Consider the following 13075-nt stretch of genomic DNA (forward strand, 5'->3'; position numbering starts at 1 on the left):
GTAGAAAGGAGGTGAGAAATATGGGAATCTTTGACAAATTATTCAAGCGTGGGAAGTCTCAAACGATGTTCACAAGCTTTGGCAATTCTGATTTGGGCATCATGTATGATGGTGATGGCTATATTCCATTAGCAAGAAATCCAGATGTGATCATGGCTGTCAATAAAATTGCTGACATGGTTTCAAACATGACTATTCAGCTCATGGAAAATACAGAATCCGGTGATGTACGAATCAAGGACGGGTTGGCCCGTAAGATTGACATCAACCCTTGTGATCACATGACAAGAAAATCATGGATCTTCAAGATTGTCCGGGACTTGCTCCTGTTTGGTGACGGAAATTCTGTGCTACATGTGGAATATAATCCAATGACTGACTACATCAGCAATCTCAGACCATTCCCAATGTCGGAAGTGTCATTCAAGAGTAATGATCTAACATACATGATCCATTTCAGAGACACTGATTTCAATCCAGATGAAGTGGTTCACTTTGCCATCAATCCAGATCCAGACCGGCCTTATATTGGGACCGGTTTTAGATTTGCTTTGAAAGACATTGTTCGCAATTTGAACATGGCTACACAGACCAAGAAAGGCTTCATGAATGGAAAAAACATTCCAAGCCTTATTATCAAGGTGGATTCATCAAGTGAGGAACTTGGAACAGTGGAAGGTCGTGAGAAAATCGCTAAGAAATATCTGACCACAAGCCAGTCCGGTGAACCTTGGATTGTTCCAGAAGCTTTGCTGGAAGTGGAGCAAGTGAAGCCATTAAGTTTGAATGACATCGCTTTGAATGAGTCAGTAGAAATTGATAAGAAGACAGTAGCTGGGATGTTAGGAGTTCCGGCTTTTGTTTTGGGCGTAGGAGATTTCAACAAAGAAGAATACAACAACTTTGTAAATACAACCATCATGAGCATCGCAACAACGATCACTCAGACGCTCACAAGAGACCTACTGACTTCAACCACACGCTACTTCAAATTCAATCCACGTTCACTATATTCTTACGACATCACAGAGCTGTCAACTGTTGCTCAACAGATGACAAACAGCGCTGCAATGCGTAGGAACGAGTGGAGAGATTGGGTTGGTATGACTCCGGATCCTGAAATGGATGAAATCATTGTTCTTGAAAACTATCTGCCACAAGGCGAGTTAGGCAATCAGAGCAAACTAAACAAGGAAGGAGGAAATGCCAGTGAAGAAACGTAATTCATACATAGCTACTCAATTTGAGACACGAGAAGAACAAGAATCTGGTGACTTGATTTTGAGTGGCTACTTTATCCGGTTCGATGAAGAAACTGAGCTGTGGCCAGGCTATTTTGAAGTGATTAAACGTGCAGGAGTGGAAGAAGCAATCAAGAATGCTGACATCCGTGCATTGTTTAACCATGATCATAACATAGTATTAGGACGCACAGGGAACAGCACAGTGAATCTCAAAGTTGATGACAAAGGCCTTTATGGTGACATTATCATCAATAGGAATGATCCTGACGCTATGGGAGCCTATGCCCGTGTACAGCGTGGGGATATTGTTGGATGCAGTTTTGGATTTATGCCAATCAAGGTGGACACTATTGAGCGTGAAGATGGTTCTTATCTTGATACCGTGTTAGAGCTTGAAATCTTTGAGGTCAGCCCTTGCACGTTCCCGGCCTATCCACAGACTGAAATTTCTGCACGCAAGAAAGACTTTGAATGTCTGAAACGTGCTAACAGTGAAGCGTTAAATGAACGCAAAATGAAAATTAAGGAGAAATACAATCTATGAACAAAGCATTGATTCTGGGCGCACGTATGCGCACAAAAACAAATAAGGTTGTTGAATTGGAAGAAGCAATTGAAGAATTGAACAACCGTTCTGCAATTGAAGCAGAAAAACTGGACCGTGCTGAAACTGAAGAAGAAGTTTCAGCGGTTGAAAAGAGCCTTGAAGACATCCAAAAAGAATTGGAAGAAAAACAAGCAGAAAAAGCAAAACTTGAAGAAGAAATTGAAGAGCTTCAAAAACAAGTTGATGAAAACAATCGAAAAGCCCCAACATTCAAAGATGTTGAGCAACGTGGAGGAAAGAAATTGGAACAACGTGACGCAATTGCTAAATTCATTCGTACTGGTCAAACTCGTGACATTGAAGGTCTCAAAACAACTGATTCTGGAAGCGCTGCTTTGATCCCAACCGAAGTGTTAAAACCTCACTTCCTTGAAAAAACACGCAATCCACTTTTGGATCTTGTCCAACGTGTTCAAGTAAATAGTGGTTCTGGTAAATATCCAGTTATCAAGAAGACAGACAGCAAAATGGCTTCAACTGATGAATTGAAAGCCAATCCTGAACTTGGAAAACCAAGCATCAGCGAAATTGATTATTCAATCAAGACTTACCGTGGTTACATCCCTGTATCTCAAGAAATGATTGATGATGCAGATTATGACATCATGTCAATCGTAGAAGATGAAGTATTCAATCAAGGTGAAAACACTGAATTGTCATTGGTCGCTACCATCCTCAAATCAGCAACTCAAGCAGATGCTGCTGGATTCGATGGCATCAAGGACATCTACAACAAGAAACTTAAATCAATCTACAAAGCAAGTATTGTTGTAACTCAATCAATGTTTGCAGCACTTGACAAAGTGAAAGACAAAAATGGTCGCTACATGCTTCAAACGGATGTTGCATCACCTACAGGCTACTCATTTGGTGGCAAAACAATCTACCCGGTAGATGATACAGTCTTTGGATCTGAAGGAGACATGAAGTTCTTCATTGGTGATGTTTCTGAATTTGTAAAACTCTTTGACCGTTCTCAAGTATCTGTTAAATGGGTCAACAATGACATCTATGGCCAATTGCTTGGACTCTTCATCCGTTTGGATGTGAAGAAAGTAGATGCTGCTGCTGGATTCTTTGGCACATACACTGATGTTGTAGCGTAAGGAGGTATCAGATGACCTATACTGTAATCCGTCCATTCAAGGACATGCGTGATGAAGAACAACATGAATATAAAATTGATGATGTGTTTCCACGCAAAGGCTATGAACCTGATCAAGAGTTTGTTAAAGGACTCTTGACAGGCTTTAATTCAGCAGGTTCAATCTTTATCACTGATGAAGTAGTAAAGAAAGCTACTAAGAAAGTAGAGGAGGCTGCTGAAGAGGTGGAAGAAACTGCTGAGAAAGCAGAAGAGACCGCTGAAGAGGTGGAAACAACTACTGAGGAAGTAGAAGAAACCACTGAAGAGAAGCCAAAGCGCAAGAAAGCAACTAAGAAAGAGGAAGAATAGCATGGACACTGGTCAGTTAGTGGAATTACTTAAAATCAAATTAGGAATTGCTTCAAATTTGCGAGATAAAACACTAGAGAAGATTGTCTCAAGCGTCATCAGCGAATTAACAAACAATCTGGGTGTTGAATTGGTTCCAGATCGTGCTGACCATGAAATGTTCATTGTTGACTTTGCTGCTTATCGCTATGAAGGTGGTGTTGATTTACCACGTCACCTTCAATGGCGCTTGCACAATCTGCAAATCTCTTCCGAGAAAGAGGTGTGAGATGTGGAATGATGAAATCACATTGATAGGTTTTAAAATTACAGGTAAGGACAAGCTCAAGCAAGATCTGACTGAGAAAGTAAAGACTACAATTTTTTGTAAGAAAAAATCTATCACACGATCCGAATTTTACCAAGCCAACCAGGCTGGCATTCGTCCAAATCTGATTGTTGATATTCACAGCTTTGAATATGACAATCAGGAATTTGCTGAATTTGGCGGTAAGGAGTACCGGATTTTGAAAACATATCCAATCAACCTCAACATCCTTGAATTGACTCTAGTGGAGAAAATGACATGAGCCAAGATCTAGCCAGTCAAATCGCTCAAGCATTAGCAGATTATTCCACAGAGGTTGAAGAGAAAGTTGACAAAATAGCAGAAGAAACAGCAGAAGAGACCGTCCAAGAATTGAAAGCGACAAGTCCCAAACGATTTGGGAAGTATGCTAAAACGTGGAAGAAGAAGAAAATGGGGAAAGGTAACTTTGTAGTGCATAACACAAATTACCGTCTCCCTCATTTGCTTGAATTTGGACATATCAAAAGGAACGGGGGACGGGTTTCCGGCATTGTACACATCAAGCCGGCAGAAGATCACGCTATTGAGAATTTTGAAAAGAAATTGAAGGAGCTTGGAAGATGAAGCTGTCAGAGTTTGCAGAAATTTTGGAACAGGCTGGGTTGCCAGTCACCTACAAGGCATTCAGGGAAGGAAATGTCCCTTCACTGCCCTACCTCATCTATTTTGAAAGCTTGCCATCTATCACAGGGACAGACAATCAAGCATCATACAAGATCCGTGCTGTCACTGTGGAATTGGCCTTTGAAAGAAAAGATGAGGAACTAGAAGAACGATTAGAAGAGCTGTGGAATGACCATAAGCTCTTTTATGATGTTCAAGAAGAAAATTTTATTGAATCAGAAAGACTGTTTGTGAAGTCTTATGAAGTCTATCTATATTGAGGAGGAAAGAAATGACTGAAAACAAAGTTACCTATGGACTTGAAAATGTCCATGTGGCACCAATCCAATCCATTAGTGAAACAGGAGTGATCACTTATGGGCCAGTTTTCCGGTTTCCGGGAGCGATGGAATTGACCCTGGATCCTAAAGGAGATTCTGGGTCAGTGAAAGCTGATAACATTGATTATCACTTCATCAACTCAAATGAAGGTTATGAAGGTAAATTTAAAATCCCACACATCATTGAAGCCTTTGCTACAAAGATTTTGGGTGATGTCAAAGACCCTTCAACAGGAGTTGTCACAGAAAAAGCAGATGCAAAGACAACCAACTTTGCTCTTATGTTTGAATTCGCTGGCGATGCTAACAAGACACGTCATGTCCTGTATTACTGTTCAGCAAGCCGCCCTTCTAGTGGATCATCCACTAAGAACGGAACTAACGTGAATGAACGTGAATTGAGCTTCAATGCTAGTCCTCGCCCTGGTGATCAAGTGGTGAAACGTTCCATCACATCAGCAGATGATCAAGAAGTTTATAAGAAATGGTTTGAAAAGGTCTATGAACCTACTCAAGCTTTGTAATTAAGGAGGCCTTAAATGCGTAAGAGTGTGATCATTAGTGAAAAGGAGTATGAGCTTGTAACCAATGCTTACACTCCTATTGCTTATAAGAGCGAATTTGGAAAAGATTTCTTCCAAGATTTATTTGGAATGATCTCAAACCAAAATATCATGCAAATGGCTGAGAATGGCAACAATGAAGTTGACATCAACATGTTAGCCAATTTTGACATGACCTTCTTCAATCGCTTGTTTTGGGTTTTCACAAAATCAGGAAATCCACACATCAAGCCTTATGAACAATTTTTCATGGAAATGGAGGAATTTCCTTTGCAGGACATCGCTCCAATTCTAATGGAAATGATCAACGACACAATGACATCAAAAAAAAACCAGATGAGTCAGAATCAGCCAGTGATGAAATCTTTACAGTAGAATCATATCTTTCTTGCTGTAAAGAAACTGGACTTACAATTGATGATCTGAAGCACATTTCAATTGGAATGGCTCTTGACTATCAAACAGATTATGTGAATTTGCGTACTGAAAACAAATCAGAAACACGCAAGGCCACACAGTCAGATTTTGACTCATTTTAGTCTGAAACAGAGTGCTGAGAGGAAGAATCTGAGGTCAAGTTCATCGAATGGATGGACAATTGATCACAAGAAGCCTTTAGGCGCTCTTTATATTTTTATGTGAAAGGAGGAAATATGGCCGGTAATATTAAAGGGATAAAAATTGAAATTGGTGGCGATACACAGCCCCTTCAAAATGCCCTGAAAAAAGTAAATTCTGCTTCTGTTGAAGCAGCAAAAGAATTGAAGAGTATTGACAAGGCTCTGAAATTTGACACAGGGAATGTGACTCTATTGGCTCAGAAGCAAGAAGTCCTCCAAAAGCAAGTCTCAACAACCAAGGAAAAATTGGAAACATTGAGACAGGCTCAAGCACAAGTTGAAGCTCAGTTCAAAAGTGGTGATATTGGTGCTGATCAATACCGTGCATTTCAACGGGAAGTGGTCCAGACAGAGAACATCCTGAAGGGCTATGAGAACAAGCTTGAGAATGTCAATAAGGCATTGGACGGAAATGGGAATGCCACTAAGTCCAATCGTGAACAACTGAAAGAGCTTCAAAACGAGCAACAGCGTCTTGCCAGTGAAGGTGACAAAGTTGTCAGCTCATTCAAACTGCAAGAAAGCCAGATGGGTTCCAATGCTAGTGAAGCAGATAAGCTGGCACTTGCTGAACAGAAGATTGGAAAGCAAAGTGAGATTGTTGCTCAACAGGTCGAGAACCTTGAGAAACAACTTGCCATTGCAAAACAAGAGTATGGCGAAAATTCAACAGAAGTCAATAAGCTAGAAACTCAACTAAATGAGTCCAAGGCTGCCTTCAACGGGCTTGCTAATGAGATGGAAAATCTGGGCGAATCAGGGAAGAAAGCCAGCAGTGGTCTTGAAGAGACAAACAAGCTTCTGAAAGCTGAGTTACTGAATCAATTCTCTGAAAAGTTATCTGAGATCAGTCAAAAGTTGGTTGATTTTGGGAAAAGCGCTCTAGATGCGTTCCGGGAAATTGATGAAGGAATGGACACCATTGTCACAAAGACTGGTGCAAGTGGCAAATCACTTGAGCAGATGCAAGGAATTGCTAATGGCATAGCCACTGAAATGCCCACTGATTTCAACAAAATCGGGAATGCGGTTGGTGAAGTTAACACTCAATTTGGACTGACAGGGGATGCGCTCAAAACTACATCTGTTGACATGCTCAAGTTTGCAGAAATCAACGGATCTGACATCACGAATGCAACAATTCAGTCCAAGCAAGCCTTGGAAGCCTACGGATATTCTGTTGACTATCTTTCTGATGTATTGGATAGTACCACTTATGTGGCGCAATCCACAGGGGTTTCTGTTGATGACTTGATGAAGAAAGCAACAGATGGAGCGCCCCAAATCAAGATGCTTGGTCTTGAATTTGATGAAGCTGTCACCTTAATTGGTCAACTTGAGCAACATGGGGTTGACTCATCAGCAGCATTGTCAGGAATGACAAAGGCAGCAGGAGTCTACACCAAAAAAGGGAAGACCATGAAAGAAGGTCTCAAAGAGACCATTGAAGCCATCAAGAACAGCAAATCAGAAACCGAAGCGATGGGAATCGCTATGGAGATCTTTGGTGCTAAGAAAGCCCCTCAAATGGTCGATGCCATCAAGCGTGGGGCATTGAGCTTTGATGAATTAGGAAAAACATCTAAAGAGTCAGCCGGGGTGGTTTCACAAACTTATGAAAGCACTCTAGATCCTATTGATAAATTCACAACAGCACAAAATGGCTTGAAAATTGTCATGGCTGAGGTCGGTGGTGCAATTGCTGAAACATTCGCTCCTGCCCTTGACATCATTGTGGATGTCTTCAAGAAAGTGGCAGAATGGATCAACAACTTACCTGGACCCATCAAAAACTTTGTTGTAGTCTTTGGAACAATTGTAACAGTGGCCGGTGTACTTGCCCCAATCTTCCTTGCTCTTCAGGCGGCTGCTGTTGCTGTGGGAGCAAGTATAGGAGGGCTGATAGCGGCTGCATTGCCAATCATTGGAGTGATAGCTGCTGTTATTGCAGCAGTCACAGGAATAGTCTTGGTTATCAAGCACTTGTGGGAAACCAATGAGGGATTCAGGACCGCTGTTGAAACAGTCTGGAACGCTATCATGTCAGTCATCAACACTGTTGTCAAAGCTATCTCTGACTTTGTAATGCAAATCTGGGGGACGCTAACAAGTTGGTGGAATGACAATCAGCAATTGATCAGACAAACAGCCGAAACAGTTTGGAATGCTATTTCAGCAGTAGTGACAACGGTCATGAATGTTCTTGGTCCATTTATTCAAACGGCATGGAATAACATTTCAACAGTAATTTCTACGGTCTGGGACACCATCAAGACGGTTGTTGAAACAGCTATCAATGTAGTTTTAGGCATCATCAAGACTGTGATGCAAATCATCAACGGTGACTGGTCTGGCGCTTGGGAATCTATCAAAGGCATCGCTGAAAGTATCTGGAATGGTATCAAGAGCATTGCTGAATCTGTATTCAATGCAATGGCTCAGATCTTATCTAACATCTGGAATACTATTTCAAGCACTGCATCAAGCATTTGGAATGGTATCAGCTCAACCCTATCAGGTATCTGGAATGGAATTTCAAGCACGGTCTCAAGTGTGTTCAATGGAATTTCAAGCACGATTTCAGGAATCTGGAACGGTATCAGCTCAACTGCATCAGGAATCTGGAACGGGATCAAAGACACAATTGGGGGTGCTATCAATGGAGCCAAAGACCTAGTAGGAAAAGCTATTGATGGAATTAAAGGCTTCTTCAATTTCCAATTCAAGTGGCCACACATTCCACTGCCTCACTTCAAGGCAAGTGGATCACTGAACCCAATGGACTGGCTGAAAGGTAAAGGGATTCCAAGCATTGGCATTGAATGGTATGCCAAAGGTGGGATCTTAACTAAGCCCACAGCATTTGGCATGAATGGGAATAGCCTCATGGTTGGTGGTGAAGCTGGAAAAGAAGCAGTCCTACCACTGAATGAACGTAACTTGAGCGCCATTGGTCGAGGCATTGCCCAAACAATGGATCCACAAGGAACCGTGATCAACATCAACATCTCTGACAACATCATCAGAGAAGAAGCAGATATTGAGAAGATCGCTAATAAGGTATCTCAGAAGATAGCTGCTGAATTGAGGAGACAGAAAGAATTGAGAGGAGCGCCTGCATGGTAAAGTACAATGAATTGATAATTGATGGAGTTGGAACTTCATCATTCCCATTTGATGTGATTGTGCTGGAAGGTCCTACAATTCAAGTAGGTCTCTCAAAGGACAAACTTTTGAGCCATGATGGAGTTAGTGGATATATTGTTCAGTCGAATCCTCACAGAGAAGCAATTGAAAAGAAATACACTCTTCAACTCATCAACCCAACAGAGTTGCAAGTCCTTGAATTTGTCCAATTTCTCTCAAAAAGGAATTTCTGGCTTGAGAATCAACAGAACAAGCTCACAAGATGGTTCTGCTATCAGACAAAGGTGTCTGACACTCAGAGAGATAAAACTAAAATGTATTCTGTGGAAGTGACATTTGTTTGTCACCCCACAAAATACATGAAGAACAATGATGTTCAAACTCTCGCTTCAAATGGTGTTCTCAGGCTCCAAGGTAGTTCACTAGCGTTCCCTAAAATCACAATTAAAGGAAACAGCTCATCTGAGACTAGCTTCACGATTGGGAAGCAAACCATCAAGCTTGAACAGTTATCTGAGAGCGCTGTGATGGTAAACGATCCACAGAATCCAAGCTTTTTGGACAAGAAAGGGAATCTGGTGAAGTGGTCAGGAGACTTCATCACAATTGACGCTAACCAAAATCAGAAGACTGTTGGTGTGGTTTTGGGACCAGGTATTCAATCACTTGTCTTTGAAACTAATTGGGGGTGGTTATAATTCTATATCTATTAGACAGAAATGTTCAAACAGTGAAATGGAATGGTCAACCACTCCATGAAGCAACAAAAGCAGAAGTTGAAGAAGTAATCAACGTGAGCTACACTCTCAAGGTTGATTATCCAATCACGGACACTGAAATTTATAAGAAATTTCAGGAAGATATGCTCATCATTGCTCCAACTCCTGTGACTGGCCGGCAATTATTCCGGATCAAGGAAATCAGCGAGCAAGATGACACAGTAAGCCTGACTTGTCAGCACATCACAGAGGACATCTTCAAGCGCTCTGTTCGTCCTATCAAGGTTTCAAACTCAACCTGTCAAATCGCCTTGAATGCTATGATTTCAGCAGTCAAGACACCACTTGGGAAGTTTTCTTTCACAAGTAACATCATGGACAATAGAACCTTCAACACTACAGAAGATGAAACGCTCTATAAGATCCTGATGGATGGGAAACATTCCATCGTAGGCGCTTGGGAAGGCGAGATGATTCGTGACAACTTCCTGATTGATATTCCTAAAAGTCGGGGGATTGATCGTGGTGTAGTAATCACCACACATCAAAACCTGAAACAGTATGAACGAAACAAGAGCAGTTCTAGCATCATCACAAGACTGCATCTGAAATCAACCTTCAAACCAGAGGGAGCAGAAGAAGACACGGTTCTGAAAGTTACCGTGGACAGCCCCCTCATCGGAAATTATCCTTACATCAATGAAGCTGAGTATGAGAACAATGATCTTACTACAGAGGAAGAACTGAGAAAATGGGGTGAAGCCAAGTTCAAGAATGGGAATATTGACAAGCCCACTGATCAGATCAAAATTGAAGCTTATGAGCTTGATGGGCAAACTGTCCATCTTGGTGACACAGCAGCCCTCATGAGCTTGAAGCATGATGTCATGTTGAAGAAAAAAGCTGTGGGCTATGTCTATGATGCTCTGTCAGAAGAGTATATCTCTCTTACATTCGATGACAAGGCTGGTCACGGTGGAGGCCTATCAGGCTCAAATGGAATTTCTGATGTAGCATCTGAAATCCTTGATACAGTCCAAAAGACTCAAGAGGATGATGAATACTACAAGAAATTGAAAGTATTGGTTGACAATGCTAACAGGGCTTTTGAAGACAAGGCAGGAGCTTTGGAGAAAGAGATCACTGATGGAATCGAGCAAGCCAAAGCACAAGCTGAAGTGGTCAAAGAGGAGATCTCAGCACAAGTCACTGAGAAGATCAAAGCAGCAAACCAAGCTAACAAAAATGAAATTGTGGAAGAGTTTAAGGCTCAATACAATGGCATTGAAGTCAAAATGGAAGGCTTTAAGGCTACTACTGACCAATTAAAGGCCAGTGATGCAGATATCAAGAAAATAATCAATGACTTCAAAGATCAAACACAAAGCCAATTTGTAGGAGTCCAAGGCGCACAATCACGATTTGAACAGACCACAGAAAAAGCTATCTCTGACCTGACCAATGTAACGAATGGCAAAGCTGATCGGTCATTTGTTGAGCAGACAGTGGCAGGAGTCAAAGAAGAGTTCACCACAATCGGTGTTGGTGGTGGCCCTAACATGCTCAGGAACTCAAGGGCAGATGAGGGGTTGAAATATTGGACTGAAGCTAATAACAAATTAGCATTCACAGCCCATCAATTCTACTTCAATGGCCAGAAGAGGATGTTTGAATTGCTTCCTGGCGCAGTCGTACAAAGCCCACGCTTTATTGTAAAGCAAAACGTCGACTATGTGTTGAATATCCTTGGATTCGATACTAACTCTAAATATTTCCGAATATATTTCTGTAAGCGTAAAAAAGGATCAACAGCAGATTTTGAAGAGAAACAATTGGTATTTGACGGGAAGCCACAATATACAGACGGGCCTGTTTTTAACGATTCAAAAGCAATCAAGAAATCTTTCCAATTTAATGTTGGAAATTTTGATGATGGTTATCTTCAATTTGAGTACGAACGCAACAATCCAAATAAATGGGCTGGTCTATTTATGGCTGAGCTTGATTTCTACGAAGGTACCAATGACCGTAAATGGCAGCCTGCTCCAGAAGATCAAAATTATTTGGTAGAGCAAGCACAAGCAACGTTTGAAAGGACAGTGGAAGGCCTATCCGCTCAATTAACTAAATTAGAGACCAAGACTGGTCCAAGCGGTGAACTTGAGCAACGCATGCTGACCTATTCGGAGAAAGCTGCCTTAGACGCCCTGAAAGCGACTAGACAGATTTTAGCGCAAGGTTATGTTGCTAAGTCACAATACACTGAGGATGTTGCTGGGATCACAAGAAGATTCGAAGATTTAAAACAAAACAATGATCAAGTCATATCTTCAAAGATTGCCGAATACAAGCAAACAGTAGACGGACAGTTCACAACAATCACTAATCGTATGGGTGATATGTTGAGAAAAACAGACATCAACATCACTGATGGTCAAATCTCATTCGGTACAGGTAAGACCATCAACGGAAGGACTATCAGCTCCTTACTGGTACAGGAACCAGAAGCCATTGCTTTGATTGCTCAATTGATCAAGGTAAAGGGTGACATGGTAGTTGATGGATCTATCACAAGCAGGCATCTGGCATCCCAGAGCGTCCGAACTGGTCACATGGAATCTGGCTCAGTAACCACTCAGATTCTGGCCAGCAATGCAGTGACAGCAGATAAGCTACTAGTCGACTATGCTCTAATAAATAAACTGATCTCAAATCAAGCTTTCATCAGAGAATTGACATCACAGAAAGCATTCATCACCCAATTAGGGTCAATTGACTTTACTGCTGAACATATCAAAGGCGGCCGCTTGAGTGCTAACAATGGGACAACTGTTTTTGATTTAAGTGATGGGACATTGAATATGTATTCTAACACTGGAACCATTCGCAGGATTGACGATACAAATTCATCACAATTCATCAAGTTGATGAAAAGTGGGTTTGTTGCTGAACAATTCAGGGACAGGAATGCCGCTCTTATGGTTTTCGGAACAAATCATAACAAAGATCCTAAAGAAGTTGAGCGGCACGATAATGAAACTTTCGCAGGAATTCGTTTGTGGTCAGGGAAAGGTAATGGCGCAGAAGAAAGCCTTACGGAACTCATTGGTGACCGTGTACTTATCTACAATAACGGGCGATATCGTAGCCCTTGGAATTTCCATAATAACACTAATGACGGAAATACATATCTTATTCCACAGAATGAGAATAGTGTAAAACATTTTATCGGACGTGGGGATAAATTCCTAGAAGGAGTTTATTCAAAACATTTCTATATGAATGGTGGCGTCGATATCGGGCAATATTTATGGGATCTAATAACTTGCTTTGGGCAAATGGTTAAATACAGCGAATTCAAAAGTAAAGATGTCAAAAGACATATTGAAGGAGTTGTTAATGCACATGGTTTTAGATAGAAAGGAA

13 protein-coding genes are annotated in these 13075 nt (G+C 41.3%); all 13 read left to right on the forward strand.

Translation table 11 applies throughout. The features are described from left to right. Positions 1-20 precede the first annotated feature (20 nt). Positions 21-1223: a phage portal protein gene (locus AB5Y61_RS04190; RefSeq protein ID WP_368403271.1), complete on the forward strand. Its 1203-nt coding sequence runs from the start codon at positions 21-23 to the stop codon at positions 1221-1223. Beyond that, positions 1210-1788, forward strand: coding sequence for an HK97 family phage prohead protease (locus tag AB5Y61_RS04195; protein WP_368403272.1), 579 nt, complete (start codon positions 1210-1212; stop codon positions 1786-1788). Before AB5Y61_RS04190 ends, AB5Y61_RS04195 begins: the two co-directional genes overlap by 14 nt. After that, positions 1785-2957 carry a phage major capsid protein gene (locus AB5Y61_RS04200; RefSeq protein WP_368403273.1) on the forward strand — a complete coding sequence of 391 codons (1173 nt, stop codon included), beginning with the start codon at positions 1785-1787 and terminating at the stop codon, positions 2955-2957. The genes AB5Y61_RS04195 and AB5Y61_RS04200 overlap by 4 nt, the downstream gene beginning before the upstream one ends. 11 nt (positions 2958-2968) lie before the next feature. Continuing rightward, a complete protein-coding gene (locus AB5Y61_RS04205) occupies positions 2969-3307 on the forward strand; it encodes a hypothetical protein (RefSeq protein WP_368403274.1) in 339 nt (112 codons plus the stop codon). A 1-nt stretch (position 3308) separates the two neighbouring features. Beyond that, complete coding sequence (locus AB5Y61_RS04210) at positions 3309-3575, forward strand: hypothetical protein (RefSeq protein ID WP_368403275.1); 267 nt, start codon at positions 3309-3311, stop codon at positions 3573-3575. Between the two features lies 1 nt (position 3576). Next, on the forward strand, positions 3577-3876 hold the full coding sequence (locus tag AB5Y61_RS04215) for a phage head closure protein (protein ID WP_021152936.1): 300 nt from the start codon (positions 3577-3579) through the stop codon (positions 3874-3876). Beyond that, positions 3873-4220 (forward strand): HK97 gp10 family phage protein, encoded by a 348-nt coding sequence (locus AB5Y61_RS04220; RefSeq protein ID WP_070594919.1) that lies wholly within the window; start codon positions 3873-3875, stop codon positions 4218-4220. The genes AB5Y61_RS04215 and AB5Y61_RS04220 overlap by 4 nt, the downstream gene beginning before the upstream one ends. Beyond that, positions 4217-4540, forward strand: a complete 324-nt coding sequence (locus AB5Y61_RS04225; RefSeq protein WP_049483850.1) for a hypothetical protein — start codon at positions 4217-4219, stop codon at positions 4538-4540. The genes AB5Y61_RS04220 and AB5Y61_RS04225 overlap by 4 nt, the downstream gene beginning before the upstream one ends. An 11-nt stretch (positions 4541-4551) precedes the next feature. Continuing rightward, positions 4552-5124, forward strand: a complete 573-nt coding sequence (locus tag AB5Y61_RS04230; protein ID WP_368403276.1) for a major tail protein — start codon at positions 4552-4554, stop codon at positions 5122-5124. Positions 5125-5139: 15 nt separating this feature from the next. Continuing rightward, on the forward strand, positions 5140-5538 hold the full coding sequence (locus AB5Y61_RS04235) for a hypothetical protein (RefSeq protein WP_070594916.1): 399 nt from the start codon (positions 5140-5142) through the stop codon (positions 5536-5538). Between the two features lie 278 nt (positions 5539-5816). Continuing rightward, positions 5817-8909, forward strand: a complete 3093-nt coding sequence (locus tag AB5Y61_RS04240) for a phage tail tape measure protein (protein ID WP_368403277.1) — start codon at positions 5817-5819, stop codon at positions 8907-8909. Next, positions 8903-9628, forward strand: a complete 726-nt coding sequence (locus AB5Y61_RS04245) for a phage tail protein (protein WP_368403278.1) — start codon at positions 8903-8905, stop codon at positions 9626-9628. The genes AB5Y61_RS04240 and AB5Y61_RS04245 overlap by 7 nt, the downstream gene beginning before the upstream one ends. A 32-nt stretch (positions 9629-9660) precedes the next feature. Continuing rightward, on the forward strand, positions 9661-13068 hold the full coding sequence (locus AB5Y61_RS04250; protein WP_368403279.1) for a phage tail spike protein: 3408 nt from the start codon (positions 9661-9663) through the stop codon (positions 13066-13068). Positions 13069-13075 lie beyond the last annotated feature (7 nt).

This window comes from Streptococcus parasanguinis (assembly GCF_040908565.1).
Lineage (GTDB): Bacteria > Bacillota > Bacilli > Lactobacillales > Streptococcaceae > Streptococcus > Streptococcus parasanguinis_AC.